This window comes from Nostoc cf. commune SO-36, from assembly GCF_023734775.1.
GTDB lineage: Bacteria > Cyanobacteriota > Cyanobacteriia > Cyanobacteriales > Nostocaceae > Nostoc > Nostoc commune_A.
Window position 1 is genome coordinate 97,853 of sequence record NZ_AP025734.1, and the last position, 19,212, is coordinate 117,064.

General features: G+C 39.3%; 12 protein-coding genes and 1 pseudogene. 3 read left to right on the top strand and 10 right to left on the bottom strand.

The window, feature by feature from the left end:
- Positions 1-229 precede the first annotated feature (229 nt).
- Positions 230-1,216, bottom strand: coding sequence for an RpoD/SigA family RNA polymerase sigma factor (locus ANSO36C_RS32535; protein ID WP_251960929.1), 987 nt, complete (start codon positions 1,214-1,216; stop codon positions 230-232).
- A 710-nt stretch (positions 1,217-1,926) separates the two neighbouring features.
- Between ANSO36C_RS32535 and ANSO36C_RS32540 the strand changes: the two genes are divergently transcribed.
- Positions 1,927-2,981, top strand: a protein-coding gene (locus ANSO36C_RS32540) for an IS630 family transposase (protein WP_251955754.1) whose coding sequence is annotated in 2 segments (ribosomal slippage) — positions 1,927-2,319 and positions 2,322-2,981 — 1,053 coding nt in all. Because the reading frame shifts where the segments join, the coding sequence is not laid out codon by codon here.
- A gap of 35 nt (positions 2,982-3,016) precedes the next feature.
- Here the strand turns inward: ANSO36C_RS32540 and ANSO36C_RS32545 are convergent.
- The 6 genes and pseudogenes from ANSO36C_RS32545 to ANSO36C_RS32570 form a co-directional block, all read right to left on the bottom strand.
- Entirely contained in the window at positions 3,017-3,442 is a 426-nt protein-coding gene (locus ANSO36C_RS32545) for a DUF2808 domain-containing protein (RefSeq protein WP_251960930.1), read from the bottom strand.
- A gap of 139 nt (positions 3,443-3,581) precedes the next feature.
- Positions 3,582-3,698 (bottom strand): annotated as a pseudogene (locus ANSO36C_RS32550) (cation diffusion facilitator family transporter); the annotation flags it as partial.
- A gap of 191 nt (positions 3,699-3,889) precedes the next feature.
- Positions 3,890-4,468, bottom strand: coding sequence for a hypothetical protein (locus ANSO36C_RS32555; protein ID WP_251960931.1), 579 nt, complete (start codon positions 4,466-4,468; stop codon positions 3,890-3,892).
- Between the two features lie 84 nt (positions 4,469-4,552).
- A complete protein-coding gene (gene sigB / locus ANSO36C_RS32560) occupies positions 4,553-5,551 on the bottom strand; it encodes a sigma-70 family RNA polymerase sigma factor SigB (protein ID WP_251960932.1) in 999 nt (332 codons plus the stop codon).
- Positions 5,552-5,785: 234 nt separating this feature from the next.
- Positions 5,786-6,472 carry a SanA/YdcF family protein gene (locus tag ANSO36C_RS32565; protein ID WP_251960933.1) on the bottom strand — a complete coding sequence of 229 codons (687 nt, stop codon included), beginning with the start codon at positions 6,470-6,472 and terminating at the stop codon, positions 5,786-5,788.
- A 164-nt stretch (positions 6,473-6,636) separates the two neighbouring features.
- On the bottom strand, positions 6,637-9,828 hold the full coding sequence (locus ANSO36C_RS32570) for an efflux RND transporter permease subunit (protein WP_251960934.1): 3,192 nt from the start codon (positions 9,826-9,828) through the stop codon (positions 6,637-6,639).
- A 663-nt stretch (positions 9,829-10,491) separates the two neighbouring features.
- Here ANSO36C_RS32570 and ANSO36C_RS32575 point away from each other — a divergent pair.
- A complete protein-coding gene (locus ANSO36C_RS32575) occupies positions 10,492-11,952 on the top strand; it encodes an ISLre2 family transposase (protein WP_251960935.1) in 1,461 nt (486 codons plus the stop codon).
- Positions 11,953-12,182: 230 nt separating this feature from the next.
- Here the strand turns inward: ANSO36C_RS32575 and tnpC are convergent, their stop codons facing one another.
- The 3 genes from tnpC to ANSO36C_RS32590 form a co-directional block, all read right to left on the bottom strand.
- Entirely contained in the window at positions 12,183-13,688 is a 1,506-nt protein-coding gene (gene tnpC, locus ANSO36C_RS32580; RefSeq protein ID WP_251960936.1) for an IS66 family transposase, read from the bottom strand.
- Between the two features lie 76 nt (positions 13,689-13,764).
- Positions 13,765-15,444: an efflux RND transporter periplasmic adaptor subunit gene (locus tag ANSO36C_RS32585; protein WP_251960937.1), complete on the bottom strand. Its 1,680-nt coding sequence runs from the start codon at positions 15,442-15,444 to the stop codon at positions 13,765-13,767.
- A 655-nt stretch (positions 15,445-16,099) separates the two neighbouring features.
- Positions 16,100-16,492: an ArsR/SmtB family transcription factor gene (locus ANSO36C_RS32590; protein ID WP_251960938.1), complete on the bottom strand. Its 393-nt coding sequence runs from the start codon at positions 16,490-16,492 to the stop codon at positions 16,100-16,102.
- 46 nt (positions 16,493-16,538) lie between these two features.
- Between ANSO36C_RS32590 and ANSO36C_RS32595 the strand changes: the two genes are divergently transcribed.
- Positions 16,539-19,211, top strand: coding sequence for a heavy metal translocating P-type ATPase (locus ANSO36C_RS32595; RefSeq protein ID WP_410174744.1), 2,673 nt, complete (start codon positions 16,539-16,541; stop codon positions 19,209-19,211).
- The last annotated feature ends 1 nt before the right edge of the window (position 19,212 follow it).

The following is a 19,212-nucleotide window of genomic DNA, read 5'->3' on the forward strand; positions in this document are numbered from 1 at the left end:
TGCCTCTTAATAGCTTGACAAAGTGAGATGAAATTTGGGTGAAATTTTAGCTAGTTAAACAGATTTTTTAAAAATAAAAACAAATAAGTGACCTTTGATGAAATCATAACACTTTCGTAAACGTACACCTTTATAGTCTCAAAGCTATCTCTAACCTCGTTTCAGCTTATAACGATATTGACAAACAGTTGAAGAAGCAAAATATTCGTACTGATGTTTTTTCATACATTTAACTGAAAATATACTCTCGTAGATTTGTTTGGCAACGACGGAGATAACTAAGTGCTTGTTTTTCTATGTAACGAACTCTGCTCTCACTAATGTTGAGATGTTGAGCTATCTGCGTCAAGGTGAGTTCGCAATCATCTTCCAAGCCATAATGCAAAATTAGGACTTGTTGCTGCTCTGGAGTTAATTCTGTCAGTGAGAGATAGATATCTTGACGCATTAAATCTTGAGTTACTTGGATTTCAGGCGACGCTTCTGGAACTTCTGTTAAAAGTTCTTGCAATTCTGTGTCTTCGTTATCGCCCACTTGTTTATCTAATGAGACAGGTTGACGATACATCATCAGCAGCTCGCGGATTTGGGCAGGGTTTAATTTCATCTTTTCTGCAATTTCAGTTACACTAGGACTGCGCTTTAATTTCTGAGATAGTTCCCTTTGCACTTTTTTAAGTTTATTCAACTTTTCGGTAATATGAATTGGCAGTCTAATAGTTCGTGATTGCTGAGATATTGCTCGTGTCATTGCCTGGCTAATCCACCAATAAGCATAGGTAGAAAATTTATAGCCACGAGTGGGGTCAAATTTCTCTACGCCACGTTCTAAACCTAACGAACCTTCCTGAATTAAATCCATAAACTCCAAATTTCGTCTTTGATATTTTTTGGCGATAGAAACCACTAAACGAAGATTTGCTGTCATCATCTTTTGCTTTGCCTGTGTACCTTGCTGAAAAATTTCCTTCACTTTTATTTCACTAAGCTGTACATATTTAGCTAATTCTTTTTGAGATGGTTCGTGGTTGATTTGTTTCTTCAAAGTTTCCTTCTTCTTCTGTAACACCATCATCTGCTGTACCTGTTTGCTATATAAAATTTCTTCTTCGTGAGTCAACAATGGTACACGAACAATATCTCGCAGATAAATCCGAACTATATCTGTGGTGAATTTAGTATTTAAATTTGTTGTGCTAGTGTCGGAAGCTGACATGGTTTTAGTATTTATTGTCCAAAAAATTTAGATGTAGGCTAAAGTTAAACTTAATTACAAATCAATACAACGGTGAGCTAATAGCTTTTTTGTCAAGTTTATTATCTATGTAAGTATTTACTATGACATTTATTTGTTTTAATTTTAGATATCAAGTTAGAATTATTTTTAATAAAAAAATTACGTGTTTGCTAATTAACTCAAAAACTTTATTAAATCTTAGTTTGGCAGCCGTAGATGAAATTGAGATTAGAATTAAATATTTAGGGAAAATTGCTGTTCATCATAACTATAAAAATAATTTTATTAAGTTTTTAAAATAAAATATGAAATTAATTTAAATATTTTTATATGCAATTTTATGTATTTAGAATTATACTATAGGAATCCGATTTGATTTATGAACGACTCGTGAAGACAGAGAACTCTTAACAGGGAACAAGGAACATCAAGTGTACTGAGTTTTTTAAGCGCAGAGCGCAGGCTACGTCAACAAAAATCAAATATGAGTCTTATAATATTTACAAAAATAACGAAAAATATTACATAAACAAACTCAAGCTCCATTAAGATTAAAATGCGGGAAACTGAGCTACGCCTACGGGAATTTCTACGTTACTACCAATAACTTTAAGTAAGTCGGCGTGAAAAAACCAAAGTATGTAAAGATAAGTAAATACGTAGAATGTATCTACCGAGGTGGCTAAGACATGGGCGCTCGTTTAAGGGTATTTTTGACTCGTGAGCAGGATAAAACTCTATTAAATCTAAGAACTACGGATGCACCGCAGAAAGTGAAAGACCGAGCAGAGGTAATCAGGCTGAATGCACATGGTTGGTACGTAGAAAAAATAGCTGCTCATTTTAATTGGACTCCACAAACAGTAAGAGAAATCTTACATAAATGGCAGAAACTAGGTCTAGAAGGGCTTTGGGAATTACCAGGTAGAGGAGGAAAAACCAAGTACTCAGAAGAAGACATAGTTTTTTTGGAAGAATGCCTCAAAAAAGAACCTCGTACATACAACAGTCATCAACTAGCTCAAAAACTATCTAGCGATCGCCAAGTTAAATTGAGTCCCGACAGATTAAGACGGGTACTCAAAAAAAGGGGGTCATTTGGAAAAGAACCAGAAAGAGTCATAAAGGAAAACAAGACCCTGTAATACGGGAAAAAAAGCAAGCGGACTTAGATATGCTGGAATTAGCTGCTGCTGCTGGAGAAATAGACCTAAAGTATTTGGACGAATCCGGGTTTTGTGCATGGAGCGAGCCTAGTTACACTTATTACCAACGAGGTGAGCAAAAACGTTTAGAACAAAGCAAGCGTCGTGGTCGTAGATTAAGCATTATTGGGTTTCTTCAGCCAATAATCAGTTTTATTTACGGTCTGGTGATTGGAGGTGTTGACAGAAAATCTTATATCCAGATGATGGAGCTTGAAGCCCTTGATGCCCAAAAGATAGGGCGCATCAGAGTCATAGTACAGGACAACGGTCCAATACATCGATGTAAACAAGTGCAGCAATTATGGTCAAAGTGGGAACAGATGGGTTTGTACATTTTCTTTTTGCCGAAATATTGTTCGGAAATGAACCCAATTGAATTGGAATGGCAACACCTGAAAAAAGATGAACTAGCAGGAAAAATGTTTGATGACGAGCTAGAACTTGCTTATGCCGTAATTGATGGTGTCCAAGCTAGAGGGGAAAAAGGAAACTACAGTACACAACGTGTTAAATTTAACTTTAACTCCTTTGGTTAAACTTTCGTTACATACTTATAAATTTTCCCGCCGACTTACTTAACTGAAAATTTATAAATAGAAGCAGAACCAGAAATTGGTTGTTTTACTTTGTTGAGGTTAACATTGAGCTTAGAGTTATAAACAACTGTTTTAGGAAAATTTATTATGATTTGTCTGCCACTTACAGAAATATTAGTATTGATTTTTTGACCCTCTTCATCCAAAACTTCAATATCATTACTTACAGCTACAGTAGATGGAACATCAATTATTAGCTGGGAAATAGTTTTGCCATTCTTAGGAATATTTATTCGGAAAGTATGTTTAACAAGTCGCCAAGCATTAGGTGAAAATGGCAGATTATTATCCACATTGGGATCTATGTCATCGTCTGTTTTGGCAACTGCATATCCGGCAAAAATTAAAGCTAGGGTAGCCGCAGTAAATGCTACTGTCGCGTAAATTATTTTTTTCTTCATCTTAGCTGTCAAACCTATAAGATATGTCAATTAGATTAGAAAATTATCTTCAGTGCATAAACCTCTACTTAATTAGAATGACAGAAGACTATGAAAATTGGATGAAATTTTGACTCTTTAGGTAAGATTATTCATTCATGGCAGCTAACCCATAAACTACTTCCATGACAACAAATCCAGTGTTGAGAGCAACGCTAATAAGGAAGGCACGGTTGTAATTAGTCGGTTCGTGCTTGTGTCCGTGACTGTGAGACATGAATATTGCCCTTAAAGTGTTACCAACGGTGAGAGAACTTCTATGCTTTGACAAGTAACAAACTTATCTTTAAGCATATCTTTGACCAAGGAAAAAAATTCGGTTATTGCTAGTGAAACTGCAATAACCGTTGTCATATAGCGTTTCCTATAATGGTGTCGCTATTATCACTAATTATTTATTTGCTCGGATTATCGTTTAAAGGTAAAGCGACCATTAAATTTTTCACCTTTTACATCCGTTTGAACAACAACTTTGTACTCTCCCGTTGCAGTTGCAGGCAGGTTTACTGTATATTGTTTTTCCTCGGTATTATAAGGAACTTGTAGGGTTTTGTTGCTGCCATCTGGTAGCTGAACTTGAGCCGTGAGCTTGGCATCAGTAATTGCTTGATCCTGCTCGCCGTGTACGCTGATATCTAAATGAGTAGAATCTTTTTCTACATCTGGTTTAAACTCTAAATGATATTTGCCCGAATTTACAACTTGACTGCTACGCTTCTCTCCACTATTGGAGTGACCACCTTTTTCATCATGTCCATGACCGTCGTTTTCATTATGGGCTTCCCCAGTTTTAGCAACGGGTTCAGTTTTGGCAGATGTTTCTGTAGTTGCACTTTTAGCAACGGGTTCAGTTTTGACAGATGTTTCTGTAGTTGCAGTCTTGGTAGCATTTTCCGAGTTAGCAGCTTGATTCCCTTCACCACAAGCACCCAAAAAAATTAATCCTAAGCTGCTAACAATTACTAAACTGGTCTTCAGAAATTTCATGAATTCAAACTCCTTGATGTTTTGTGAATTAAAAACTAATGCAGCACGTTGTAAGTAAACCACCCATTTCAAAATTAAGGAGTATCAGTCAGCTAGATAGCTGCGTGAGTTAAACCCATATCTTCGTAGAAGCGTGAGAGCTTTTTTTTCCAGTTGTCGCACTCGTTCCCGACAAATGCCTGTCCGTTGACTAATCTGTATTAGGGTTAGTTCGCATCCACCTGCTAAACCAAAGCGCAAGATTAATACTTCCTTTTGCTGGGGAGTCAACTTTGCTAATAGTTTGTGAACATCTTGATAGAGCAATTCTCGCTCAGTGTAGCGTTCGGGAGATATTCCATCATCTTTCAGAATATCCTGCAATTGAGTATCCTGCTCAGATCCAATTCCCATATCTAAGGAAACAGGTTGACGAGCAAACTGCAAACATTCTCGAATCTGACTGGGTTCTAGATTAAGCGCTTGGGCAATTTCAGTCACGTCGGCAGTGTGACCAAGCTTTTGAGATAACTCTCGCTGAACACGTTTAATTTTGTTCAGCTTATCAGCCATGTGAATGGGTAAACGAATGGTGCGGGATTGTTGTGTGATCGCTCGTGTAATTCCCTGACGAATCCACCAGTAAGCATAAGTAGAAAACTTGTATCCAAGAGTTGGATCAAATTTCTCTACCCCTCGTTCTAGCCCCAATGCACCTTCTTGAATTAAGTCTAGAAACTCAATATTGCGTTTCTGGTATTTTTTAGCAATAAACACCACTAACCGCAGATTAGCCTGAATCATCTTCTGCTTGGCAATTTGTCCTTGACTTAGTTGTTGCAGCAGCATATCTTCTTCCAACTGCATCTTGTCAGCCCATTCTTCCAGAGTGGGTTCACGCTGTAATTTTTCAGATAGCTCTTCCTTCGCAGTAAGCATTGCCATCATTTGCTGAACTTGTTTAGCAAAAAAAATTTCCTGTTCATGAGTTAAAAGAGGTATACGTCCAATTTTATGAAGATAGATACGGACTGCATCTGCTGTAGGTGAAAGTTCGTTATTCTTGCTCTTAACTTTAGTTGGTTGGGATGCTGAATTAGACATGAATAGATTATCCTCCATTGAATAAATTAAAATGTTTATAAAATCATAAATAAACACAGATTAATCGAGATGATAAACTTCTACATTTTGGAAAATTACCTGAATTTACTAATGAAATTTTCAGCGCAAATCCAAATCTCTGAATTGTTTTTTTATTGCAACTTTGGTTTTTTTATTAGTGCTAGTTTTGTGATTAATTCTGCATCTAACAACTGAGTAAAATTTGTAAAATACTCAATTAATAGGCTCAAAACGTCCTAAAAAAGTAGGTCGGGGACGGGTAATGTCAACTTCCCACAAAGCCTTGACATTCGCTAACATTTCCCTCCCTAAATCGGGAATCATTCCTCGTAATCCATAAATTTCTATATCTGGAGTTCCTAAACCAACTGTCTTTAGTCCTAATTGACGACAGGTGTAAACAGTGCGGGGAAGATGATAATTTTGAGTTATGACAACAGCCTTATGTACACCAAAAACCTTGTGAGCGCGATAACAACTCTCATAAGTGCTGAAACCTGCATAGTCTAAGGTAATGTTTTTTATCGGTACACCCAGATCATGGGCATATTTCTGCATAGACCTGACCTCATTATAGGAAACTGTGCTGTTATCTCCTGTCATCAAGAGTTTACTAATCTTTCCCGTTTTATAAAGTTTGACAGCAGCTTCTACACGGTCTGACAACATAGGTGTGGGATTACCATTTGGAAGAATTCCTGCACCGAATACTATTGCAACCAGTTCTTTTGGGACTGATTCTGGTTGAACGTAGCGATCGCCATTCGTCATTAAACCTATATAAGTCGTTGCTATTAAAGGTTTTGCTAATACACTAATTACTAAACCTAACAAAATCCATCGCAGGTGATGGAAAAATTTGAAATATTTTTTCCCTACAATTTTTTCAAAAAATCTCATACAAGTGATGTTTTACAGAGTATTTTATTGGATCAGCGATGCACATTCTCGAAAGTTGATATGTACCTATAAATTACTTCTTATATTATCAGCCAGTAAAACAAATCACTGGCTGTACTTTAGCAAAATTACTGTCACATCTGTGCTTAACTTAGTGATGCCAATTAATTCTCCAACACCACCCCAGCTACCTTTCCATTTTCTACAACAACCGCACTTCGCTTAGGTAAGAAATACTTACCAAACTTAGAATATAAAGCAGGTAAAACTAGCAAAGTTAACGCGGTAGAAGTAAATAAACCACCCAAAACCACTATCGAAAGTGGTTGCAAAACTTCCTTACCTGGACCAACTGCAATTACTAACGGTACTAATCCCAAAGCTGATGTGAAGGATGTCATCAAAATAGCATTGAGTCGTTCCATTGACCCGGTTATAATAATTTCTTTTAACGACATTCCGCTAGCAAATTTAGTAGTGTAATTGTCTACTAAAAGTAGTCCGTTGCGAGTAGCTACACCAAATAAAGTCACAAAACCTACCAAGGAAGCGACTGAGACAACGCCCCCTGTTAGTGCCACAGCAATTACACCTCCGACTAAAGCGATGGGCAAGTTAATCATAATCATTGCTGTAGAAGCAATAGATTTGACAGAAAGATACATTAATACCGTAATCACTACAAAGGAAATGGCACTGAAAATCAAAATATTTTGTGAGGCTCTTTCTTCGGCTTCAAATTGACCGCCATACTGAATAAAGTATCCAGAGGGCAATTGCACTTGTGCTTTGACTTTGTTTTTAATTTCATTGACTACCGATCGCAAATCTTTGCCTTTAGCATTAGCAGATACTACAATTAGACGAGAGACATTTTCCCGGTTAATGGTATTTGGTCCAGTGCCATAGGTAACTTTAGCCACATTAGCTAAAGGAATTTTATTTCCTCCTTCATCTCCACCTTGGGAAGGGGTATCAACTAACAAATTTTCAATCGTTTGTAAATTATTACGGTATTCTGACTGTAACCACACAATTAAATCAAAACTTTGTTGCTTATCCAAAACTTGCGATACTACTTTACCATTGAGCGCAGTTTCGACAAGTTCAGATAGTTGCCCAACTGTTAAACCATAACGTGATGCGGCAACACGGTCAAATTTTATTTGAATCTGTTCGATGGGAACTTGAGGTTCTAATTGTAAATCTACAAGCCCAGACACGGATGACATTGCACCTTCAACTTGTTGACCAATCTGGCGGAGTTCTTCTAAATCTGGTCCAAATATTTTCACAGCAATTTGACTTCTTACCCCAGATAATATTTCATCAATTCTGTGAGAAATAAATCCACCAATATTTGCAGCAGCACCCGGTACTTTATTAAATTCTTCCCGCAACCATTCTACTGTTTCTTTACGCTTTTCCATTCCTTTGTCACTCAGCCCAATATCAAGATGACCAAGATTTACGGGTGCTGCATCTGGATCACTAGGGGCGCGTCCTGCCCGTAACTGCACATATTTTAACCTGGGATCATCTTTGAGTTTATTCTCCAACACAAAAGCTGCACTGTTAGTAGCTTCTAAAGATGAACCTGGATAAAGAGCTAAAGTATTGACCAAAGTTGATTCTTGAAATTCTGGTAAAAAAGCCCGTCCCAAAGCTGGAAAAATCACTATTGCCGCTATCATCCCCGCTACAGCCACGGAGATAATGATCATGGGACTGCGGATAGAAAAATTTAAACAAGGATAATACAGCCGCTTGAAAATTCGGGGTATTAATGGTTCTTTTAACGGCATTTTTCCGTGTGGAAGTAAAATTGCACACAAAGCCGGACTCAATAGTAATGATTCTAAACTGGAAACCATAACCACCACTAAATAAGTCATTCCCATTGGTCCAAAAATTCGGCCTTCTACACCTGCGAGGGCAAATATTGGAGAAAAAACGACAATAGTAATTAAAGTTGCACCGAGGAGAGATTCTCGGACTTCTTGTCCGCCTTCAAAAATGACTTCTAGTACCGGACGCGGATTGGCAGAATGTTTATTTTGGCGGAGGTTGCGATAAGTATTTTCTGCATAGACAATGGCATCATCAATTGCTGTACCAATGGCGATCGCTAATCCGCCTAAAGTCATAGTGTTTAGCCCCAAGCCTAGCCAGGATAATATTTGTAAGGAGAACACAAAAGTCAAAACAAAATCTAACAAGCAAAGTGATAGAGTCCGCCAATTCATCAAAAAGGGAATGAGGATAAGTGCGGCAATGATACTACCTTCTACCAAGGCCGATCTAACATTTTCTACTGAAGCATCAATATAATCAGCTTGACGGAAGGTTGCATTTACTTTAACTTCTTTCGGTAAACCTGCTTCTAGCTCAGATATTGCGGCTTCAATAGCACGGGTAACGGAGGGAGTATCAGCTAGAGGTTGCTTATTCACCATCACTACTACAGCATCTTTGCCATTTAAGCTGCCATCGCCTATCTTAATCGCACCGCCAATTTGAATTTCGGCAACATCTCCCAAACGCACAGGTGTTCCTTGACGGGCAACAATTACAGATTGTTTTAAATCATCCAAGGATTCAATTCGGCCAATTCCCCGAATCAGAGTTTGCTTGTCAGGGCTGATTAAAAAGCCACCAGGAGCATTGACATTTGCTCCCTGTACTGCCTCAGATACTTGCTGTAAGGATACATTAAAAGCTCTGAGTTTGTTCGGATCTGCTAGTACTTGATACTGGCGTACATCACCGCCATACACTAGCACTTGACTAACGCCAGGAACTGCTAAAAGGCGATTTGTAACTTGCCAATCCACGATTCGGCGTACTTCCATCAAGTCGATTTTGGATTTTGGGTTTTGGATGGGTATTTCTCCTTTCTGCCCTTCCTCTTCCACGGTGAAGGCATATTTTAATACAGTGCCAATAGGTGAACTGATAGGAGCGAGTCTTGGCGTTTCAATTCCTTGAGGTAGCTTACTCACTACTTGTTGTAGTCGTTCCTGTACCAACTGGCGGGCTTGATATATATCTGTTCCCCAGCCAAAAACGACTCTGACTACAGAAAGTCCTGCTGAAGAGGAAGAACGAACTGCGCTGATTCCTGGAGTGCCGTTGATTGAGCTTTCAATTGGTAATGTCACCAGAGATTCTATTTCTTCGGGAGCGAGTCCAGGAGCTTCTGTTTCAATTTCGACCTGGGGAGGTGCAAAGTTGGGGAAAACATCCAACGGCATTTGCGGGATGGTATTAAATAATATGATTATTGTGGAAATAAGTGCAGCAATTACTACTAACCAGCGTCGAGAAATTACCCATTTAGCAACTGTACTAATCATTATCTATTTAGTTGTTAATTGTTGTTGGTTGGTTATTAGTTGTTAATTATTTCAAATCCACAACTTTATAAGAGAGAATTTCAAATTCCACATTATTAATTTTTTGGCGTTGCTGATAGCCTGCGTGGCGTAGCCATATTGAAGTATGAAATAATAAAAAATCAAGGATTTCATACTACTGCTCTCTGCGCCTCTGCGTGTTAGCGTTAGCGGGGCGTAGCCCGATAAATTCATACTCTTAATCAGCACCGCCAATTTTTTAGTAATCGACCACGGGGCGATCGCAAATTACAACAAAGTTAAACCCATTGAGATCAAAGAGTTAGAGGTCAAAAGAAGCAGATAGCAGACTGATTCAATTTGAGAAATCAAACTGTATAAATTCGTGGGTTTTAAGCAGCATTTTTGACTCTTCAGCAGTGGCAAGAACTTGTGGAAGTAAAGAAGGAGTGGGAGCAATGCGATTTTGTGAGATGACCCCACCTGGAGAGCGATCGCTAATAACATCTTACGTATATACTAAATATTTAATACAATAACCTGAGTAATATTCGTTAGAAGACACAACGTGTGCTAAAAACGAGGTTTCTGTACATTGTTGCGACTATAAAAAGGTAAAATTTCCTTTCAAGAATAGTTTTGAAATAGGAAATATCTACTTTTATGGAGAACAACATATATGCAAATCTAAATTTTGCCGATTCATTATCAGATTTTAAAGAGGATGTGACGAAACTTTTAGAGTTGAAAAATATCGAGGAATGGTCTGGAAGAATAGTTAAAGAAAAAGAAGAAACAATTAGACAAGCTGCGTTAGTTTTAGCGGGTCAATGTATCGCCATATTATTGCATAAGCTTTCTCAATCAGAGTCGGCTCATCAAACAGCAATTAATCAAACCAAAGGATGGTGGCATACCGACACGCAAAGACACGGTTATACGAAGAGGGAAATATTAACAGTAGGTAATGTTATAGTAAATCTTAAATTACCATACGTTGTTCAAAAAAGAGAAAAAAAAGCGAAGAAAAAATCTCCTAATGTTGGATTCTGTCCTTTGTTAAAATGGTTAGGAATGTCAGAAGGCTTGACCCCATTAGTTTGGTCATATATTGCAAAATATGGTGCTATAGCTAGTTCTTTTGAAGCCGCACATACAATCCTGGTTGATTGGGGAATTAATATTAGTCTTAAACGAATTGAACGATTGACATATAAATTTGGTCAAATCGGCATTGATTTACGTCAAACTAAAATATCTAACTTGCAACAAGGTAAATTACCTGATGGGAATATACTTAAAGACCAAAGAGTTGTAATTGCTGTAGATGGTGGCAGGAGTAGAATTAGGATTAATAAAAAAGGTAGAAAAAATCCCAAAACAAATAAGCATGGCTTTATAGGGGAATGGGTTGAGCCAAAATTATTAACAATTTATGTGGTTGATGAACAGGGTAAAAAAGTTAAAAATGGCGAAATAAAGATTGTAAATGATGGCACTTATGAAGACTATAAAGGCTTTTTACCAATTTTAGAAATGCATCTGATTAGTTTGGGAATTAGTCAAGCAAAACAAGTTTTACTAATTGCTGACGGTGCTGAATGGATTTGGAAACATATTCCTCCTCTTTTAAAGAAATTGAAATCTCCCGATGCCACTTATCAATTATTTGATTTTTACCATGTTACTGAGCGACTACATAAATTTGCTGATGTCGCTTTTAGTGATGAGAAGGAGCGGAATAATTGGTTTAAAAAAGCACGTAGAACTTTAAAAAAAAGTAATGCCATGTCCATAATTAGGCAGATGGATGAATTTATCTTTGAAGCCACGGGAGAGCGTTGTAAAACTATGGTCATACAGAGAAATTACCTTTTACGTGCCTATCGTGAAAGGCGTTTAAATTACGCTAAGATACTAGACCAAAAACTACCAATAGGTAGTGGGGCAATTGAGAGTTTAATCCGTCAAGTTGTCAACTTAAGAATCAAGGGTAATAGTAAATTTTGGTTGAAAGAAAATGCAGAAATTATCTTACATCTGCGTTGTCAATGGATAGCTGAAAGTTGGGATATTTTTTGTAGTTCTATCTTTAATTCCTTTATTAAACCTCAAACTGCTTGATTAATTTTATACTTCAGTTCGGACTTTACTTGATTTCCTGCCGTAATTGATACTAAGTATCAAAGACTGCTTGTAGATATTTTTAGGAATAATCGTCAAAATACTTGCTAGTAATCTTTTTGAGATATCTCATCAAGATAAATCTTTGTGTAAAACAATATAGTTTATGTAAATAAAAGCACTCTTTACTTAGATTTGATTTTTAGCGATCGCACCTTTTTTGTCCAACCTCACAAAATCGCATTGCTCCCAGAAGGAGTTGGCTGACCTTGGCGTTTAGCACTAACGGCTTGAGTCAAAAATTCCAAGACATTTCGACGCTGAGACTTAAGAGTGGTCACAACAGTCAACATCCTTTGCACAAAATAACTACCAGCCTGGGTTTGAGAACCAAAACTGGTACGTCGCCATATAACAGCAGGACGTATCGCCCTTTCAGCAGCATTATTAGTTGGTTCTACACCCTCAACTGTCACAAACAACCATAAAGCAGGTTCAACTTTCAGTATTTGGCGGCAAGTGCGGACAGTTTTAGCTAGTGGTGTTTTTTCCTTGGAACCAATCTCATAATTGGCAGCTTCTTCTAGAGAGGAATTAATGGTATTACGAATTGGTTGGACTAAAAGCTGAAACTCACAACGCTTCAAAGTTCCGTCTCTAACTCGATGCCACAGTTCAAATAATTTTTCTTGTTGTTTGACCAGAGCATTTCCGATGTCGCTTGAAACTCCGGGACGCTCGGATATTTTGATGAATTCTCGTTTCAAGTGTGCCCAGCACAATTGGCGTTGCTCTAAACCCACCCAATTGTATGCTGCATACCGATCTGAATTTAAAATCCCGCGAAAGTTTTCACCCAATAGATTACGGGCTGCATCCGAACAACGGGAAAGGGCAATCTCAAAAAACGTCACTAGTGGTGTAACCGCAACCCACAGCCAACCAAGACTTTTTTTGTCATTGCATCCATCAACATTTCCTTGGAAGAAGCTTGTTTCATCAGCTCCAACTACTTGGGAGTTCTGGACGTATATTTTCGCTTCTTCAACTGCACTTTCGACTGCATTGCTTGCTTCAAGTCTCAGGTTATTGACTGTACCCAAGGACATCGAAATTCCAAATATATCTAGCATGGCACTCTGCACCATCCTTTGACTGTGGCGGTAAAGTCCACTCAATACAGTTACAAGAGCCACTACTCTTACACCATAGCCACTTGGATACACATCTTGTGGTAATGTTGCACGAGTTAAAGTACCGCATTCCCCACACATTAGTTGGTGCAGGCGATGTTCTACGATTATTGGGCTGATGGGGGGAATTTCTACGATCTGGTGGCGGTAAGGGTTGGCATCTTCTCCTAATAATATTTCTCCGCAACACCTACAGGTCTTTGGATGGTGGTCTAAAACACTTTCACATTCGGACACATCGTACAAAAACCGACTATGACCCTTGTGCCCTGGTTGCCCCCCTCGCTTTTTACCACTCTTCTTTTTTTCTGGTTTTTTTTCGGCATGAAGTGGATCTAAAGACGGCGGAGATGAGGAATTTTTTGATGTGCAATTGATTTTTTCTAATAGTTCTTGCTGTTTGGCCTCAAGTTCCGCCAACTTTTCTTCTGATTTCTTGATATGCTGCCCCATTCTCTCCACCAGTTGTTTGACCCTGGCTGGAGTCAGGTACCAATCTGAGTCGGAAATTTCAATTCCGTAGGCGAGACAGTTTTCTTCCATGCCTCTTAATCTACCATCTACCTGTACCTATTTTTCACAGTAGCAGCACAACTTCTGTGAACGGTTACATTTTTTATTAGTAATTGGAATGAGGATGCTTGTCATTTTCCTCAACAGAAGTGGTGGGAGTAGAGGGGGTTGGTTGTTTGTGGTCGTCGATATAAACCTCGGTTTCATAATTAAAACCGTCACCTACTGGTATTAGACGGGAACGGTTACGACGGCTAGACCAAAAACTACCTGCAACAAAAGCCAAAGTAGCAAGGGTTATTCCTCCTGCTCCAAATAACCATAGAGGTACTGGTAAGCTGTCAGCCTTAGTCTCCTCTGAATGTGCTTGTTCCTGTTCTTCTCCTTCGTTAGATTTACTATCAACCCGTAACGACTGTGCATAAAGTTGTGGCGCACGCTGGGTGACAACTGAATCTCCCTCAAATAAACCACTTTTAATCTCAATTAAATCTCCAGAGGTTTGTCCTAACTCAACTTCAACAGATTGGAAAGCATTGCCGTTTTGGACATAGATCAATTTCTTATTATTTGCATCCACTACAGCAGACTGGGGAATTGCCAAAGTAGCTGTAGATGTCTGGTCTGTTACAACTTCAAATTCGGCAAACATTCCAGGTTTAAGCTGCCCTCTAGCATTATTGACTTCGGCTTGTACTGGTACTACTCGCGTTTCTCCTTCTACCACTGAGCCAATTCGTGTAATCTTTCCTGTAAAGGTTTGATTAGGTACACTAGCAACCTTCATCCTGACCTGTTGACCTGTCCTCACTTTATCTAAATCTTTTTCATAAATATTCGCTGTGGCAAAAACCCGACTATCATTGACAATCGTCATTAACTTGCCACCCGCATCCTGAAATGATTGGCCGATAGTAACTTCTCTGTCAGTAACCTTGCCGGAAATCGGAGCAGTTACTATTATTACTCCCTTAGCATTAGCGCGGTTTCCTAGTTGTAGCAGCCGCGTTTCATAAATAGCGCTGCTGCGATTAATATTGGATTTTGCTAGTTGAACTGATACTTGAGCGCGTTTGAGTTGATTTTCGGACTGGATAACATCGCGGTGACTGTTAGCTGTGGTTAGTTTAGCTTTAGCTTCTGCTAGCTGGGTTTGAGATTCAAGAGCGTTGCGACGTGCCAAAGCACCTTCAGTGGCTAACACTTGATCTTTCTCATACTTTTCTTGAGCAAATGCTACTTGGCTTTGGGCTTGGGCGATTTCTGCTGCGGCTATTTGCTGATAGCGATCGTAGTTTTGTTGAGCCAGCCTCAAGTCAGCTTGAGCCTGTTGTAAATCAGCTTGACCTTGTGCTAATTTGTCCTGAGATTCCACGCGCAACGTCACTAAACCTGGACTAGTTACAACGGCGACAGGTTGACCTTTCTTTACTGATGCACCTGGTTCCACCAATAGTTCAACTACTCTTACCCCTTCAACCGGGGTTGTGACTGCCACTTTCTGGTTAGGTAAGATTTCAATTTGTCCAGTGGTTTTAATACCGACAGCTAATCGTTGACGCTGCACCGGTTCGACCTTAACTCCCAACAGTTTTGCGGTTTCGGTATCAACTTCGACAGAACCAGTTGCTTCGCTTCCACCACCCTGAAATGAACTTGCACCGGTATGGTCGTGTCCAGCACCAGCCAAAACAGTAGTAGGAGTATTTAGTAGTAACAAACTCAACATTGTTAACGAAACATAACGCAGTGGCGCAGAACATTGAAACAAATTAGAGATTCCCATCGCTTGTTGTGTCCTAAGTTAGTGAGAAAGCAGAATCGCCTTTAGATGTTGGCTTTTGATGTGCAAATTTGGACTAACGCTTTTTTTAGCTAGTTACATTGCTTTCGTGAGCAATCTAAGGAGTTTGAATATTACTCTTCTTTCAGTGTTTCATATCGATATGAAATTTGGGTGAAATTTTTAGTGGCGATTATTATTAGGAGTAACTATAATATTTAGGCGATATTCATGTTTGGAATTTTACATTTTTCCTGGAACTACAAAATACACAAAACGTATATAATATATATACGTTTTGAAATTACTGTAGGCATTTTTACAACACAACTATAAATATTTCTTGTATATTTTCATTACTATTAGCTAACGTAAAAATTAAATAGCCTACAGCTTTCTAAATAAGAAGGCACTCGCTATCAAGCTTCAGCTATTAGCCCTATCTTGAAAAGGAGACAGGAGACAGGAGACAGAAGGCAGAAGTAAAGAAAAATTTTTATCTTTTGTTGTGTTCATATAGCGCCTGCTTTGCGCTCACCTGATTTCATAACGTCTCTTTTAAAAAAATCTAATTTTAGACTTTAAAAGTCTATTATTTAAAGGATTTTAAATTAACATAAAGATCGATAACCAAATAAGTCAAAATTCAAATATTTGATTAATTTAAATTTTCTACTAAAGAGCGATATAAATTTATGACGTGACTGTCAGCCAAACTATAATAAACATTCCGACCTTCTCGACGATAGCTGACTAAACGCATAGCTTTCAATAACCGCAACTGATGGCAAACAGCTGATTCACTCATCTTCGTTAATGCAGCTAGATCGCAAACACACAACTCACTAGAAGCCAAAGCTGATAAGAGACGTATACGGTTTGTATCTGCTAATACCCCAAAAATTTCTGCCATTTGCTGTGCTTTATCTGTCGGTAAGATTTGCGCCTGAGATGAGCGTACATTCTCTAGATGCACCAGATGAGTATCACAGGTAGGGGTGTCAGAACTTTGAATTAAGTCTAAGTCCTGCTTTTTCTTGTGCTTATTCATAGCAAATTTTACTTAGCAATGGTTATCAATCTCAATAATACCTAAAATGATAACCATTGTACAGTTGAATAGTTGTTCAATTGTTGTATTAAAATATTGGCAGTTAACTTTTCGCCTTGATTCTAAAGCTGCTATGACTCAAACTCCTGACCTCAAAACCCGAACTTTGCAAGTTGGCGGTATGGACTGCGGAAGTTGCGCCAAGACAATTGAAGTCGCTTTACAAAAGTTACACGGTGTGAAAGAAGCAACGGTAAACTTTACAACTGGTAAAGCTAGGGTTTCCTATGACTCAGAGGTATTGAGTGAAAAGAGTATCTATGACCAAATTAAAGGTTTGGGTTATACGGTAGAGCAGAGTCATAAGGCGCAATCCCGTCAGCATACTCATTCCTGTGGCGGTGAACACGACCATGACCACCAAAATCATGACAATAACGTAGATGTAGCTCCTCTGCAAACATTACAGCTACAAATTGGCGGGATGGATTGTGGCAGTTGTGCCAAGACGATTGAGGTTGGGGTGCAGAAGATAATAGGCGTACAAGAAGCATCGGTCAGCTTTGCCAGCGAAAGATTGCATATATCCTATGACCCACAATTGGTGAATGAGAAAGCAATTTGTGACCGGATTCAAGATTTAGGTTACACGGTTGAGGAGGGTGTTGAAGCAAGTTCCTATAGTTCCTATCATCACGACCATGACCATAGCCATGATCATAACTACGAGCATTCTCAGCCAATAAACAAGTCCAAACAAAAACAAAAATCCGACCTAACAAGCTGGAGATTCTGGATTGAAAATCGTCGGGGACAGAGTGTCATACTTGCAGGTATAGGCTTAGTTTTAGGTTTACTTACTCAGTATTTCGTGCTACCCATCTGGATTGCACGAGCTTTTTATGGCATTGGTATAGTAATTGCTGGCTATCCGATCGCACGGGCTGGTTTGTTTGAGTTGCGCTTGCGTCGCGCCGATATGAATCTGCTGATGACTATTTCGGTAATTGGGGCAGTGATTTTAGGAGACTGGTTTGAAGCGGGGCTGGTTGTCTTTTTGTTCTCTTTAGGCACAACATTGCAAGTTTTCACCTTTGGTCGTACCCGCAATGCCATTCGCTCTCTAATGGATTTAACTCCGCCCACTGCTACTGTCAAGCGAAGGAATCAGGAATTTACAGTTCCCGTCGAAAGTATTGAGCTAGGTGAAGTTTTGACGATTCGACCAGGACAGCGTGTGGCGTTAGATGGTGTGGTTGTTTCTGGTAACAGTGCCATTGATCAGTCTCCAATTACGGGAGAGTCAATCCCAGAAGATAAAGCCGTTGGGGATACTGTCTTTGCTGGAACGCTGAATCAGACAGGTTTTTTAGAAGTTAAAGTTACGCACACTTCTAGCGATACAACCGTTGCCAAAATTATTAATTTGGTGGAACAAGCTCAAGAAAGCCGCGCACCTTCGCAGCAGTGGGTGGATAAGTTTGCACAGGTCTACACTCCGATAGTGATTTTAGCAGCGATCGCCATTGCTCTAATTCCCCCCTTGGCATTTGCTCAACCTTTCAACGTCTGGCTCTATCGGGCGCTAGTGATGTTGGTAATAGCTTGCCCCTGTGCTTTAGTAATTTCTACTCCTGTTTCGATTGTCAGTGCTATTGGTGCTGCAACTCGTAAAGGCGTTTTATTCAAAGGAGGCAACGCACTGGAAACCGCCGGACATCTGACTACCCTTGCTTTTGATAAGACTGGTACAATTACGCAAGGGCTACCCGTTGTACAGAAAGTTTATAACCTTGGAACAATAAGTGCAAACATGGTGTTACAGATTGCAGCTTCACTTGAGCAACAGTCAGAACATCCGCTCTCCAAGGCAATTGTAGCCAAGGCTCACGATCAAGGCATGGAGTTAGAAACACCTATTAACTTCATGGCACTACCTGGGAAAGGGATTCAGGCGAACTTTAGTGAGCAGCGCGTTGCATATTTTCCCGGCGTTGTAGCGACTGCAAACTCGGAGGGAAATCTGTTGTACTTTGTAGGCAATAAACGGTTATTTTTAGACCAAGGTATTCGCTTATCTGATAAAGCTGAATCTTTGTTAGCTGAAATTGAACAACTCGGTCAAATTGCAGTGCTGGTAGGGACAAATGAAGGGCTATTGGGAGCGATCGCACTTTCCGATGGTATCCGCTTAGAAGCCACAGAAGCCATGCGACAGTTGAAGCGGGTTGGATTAAAGCGGTTAGTGATGTTGACAGGCGATCGGACTGCTGTTGCTCTTCAGATTGCCCAGCAAGTTGGAATTACAGAGTATCGGGCAGAAATGCTACCAGAAGATAAACTTCAAGAAATTCAACTCCTGCGTCGAACCGGAGTAGTAGGTATGGTTGGGGATGGTATCAACGATGCTCCGGCACTCGCTGCTGCGGATATTAGTTTTGCGGTTGGTGGAATAGATATTGCTTTGGAGACAGCAGATGTGGTGATCGTGGGAAGTGACCTCAGACGACTTGCTTATGCAGTAGAACTAAGCCGTCGCACTGTATCTGTGATTCAACAGAATGTTGTCTTTTCTCTGGTAACAAAGGCTTTGTTCCTACTGTTGGGGACATTTGGGTTTGTTGGGTTAGCCGTCGCCGTCTTGGCAGATACAGGGACTTCCTTGTTAGTGACTGCAAATGGAATGCGCTTATTTAAAACTAAGACTGTTAAGGATTGAG

Bases quoted from the DNA above. Each gene is read 5' to 3' on its own strand.
- ANSO36C_RS32555 (WP_251960931.1), bottom strand. From the start codon at position 4,468: ATGAAATTTCTGAAGACCAGTTTAGTAATTGTTAGCAGCTTAGGATTA.
- tnpC (WP_251960936.1), bottom strand. From the start codon at position 13,688: ATGGAAGAAAACTGTCTCGCCTACGGAATTGAAATTTCCGACTCAGAT.
- ANSO36C_RS32545 (WP_251960930.1), bottom strand. From the start codon at position 3,442: ATGAAGAAAAAAATAATTTACGCGACAGTAGCATTTACTGCGGCTACC.
- ANSO36C_RS32595 (WP_410174744.1), top strand. From the start codon at position 16,539: ATGATAACCATTGTACAGTTGAATAGTTGTTCAATTGTTGTATTAAAA.
- sigB (WP_251960932.1), bottom strand. From the start codon at position 5,551: ATGTCTAATTCAGCATCCCAACCAACTAAAGTTAAGAGCAAGAATAAC.
- ANSO36C_RS32570 (WP_251960934.1), bottom strand. From the start codon at position 9,828: ATGATTAGTACAGTTGCTAAATGGGTAATTTCTCGACGCTGGTTAGTA.
- ANSO36C_RS32565 (WP_251960933.1), bottom strand. From the start codon at position 6,472: ATGAGATTTTTTGAAAAAATTGTAGGGAAAAAATATTTCAAATTTTTC.
- ANSO36C_RS32585 (WP_251960937.1), bottom strand. From the start codon at position 15,444: ATGGGAATCTCTAATTTGTTTCAATGTTCTGCGCCACTGCGTTATGTT.
- ANSO36C_RS32535 (WP_251960929.1), bottom strand. From the start codon at position 1,216: ATGTCAGCTTCCGACACTAGCACAACAAATTTAAATACTAAATTCACC.
- ANSO36C_RS32590 (WP_251960938.1), bottom strand. From the start codon at position 16,492: ATGAATAAGCACAAGAAAAAGCAGGACTTAGACTTAATTCAAAGTTCT.
- ANSO36C_RS32575 (WP_251960935.1), top strand. From the start codon at position 10,492: ATGGAGAACAACATATATGCAAATCTAAATTTTGCCGATTCATTATCA.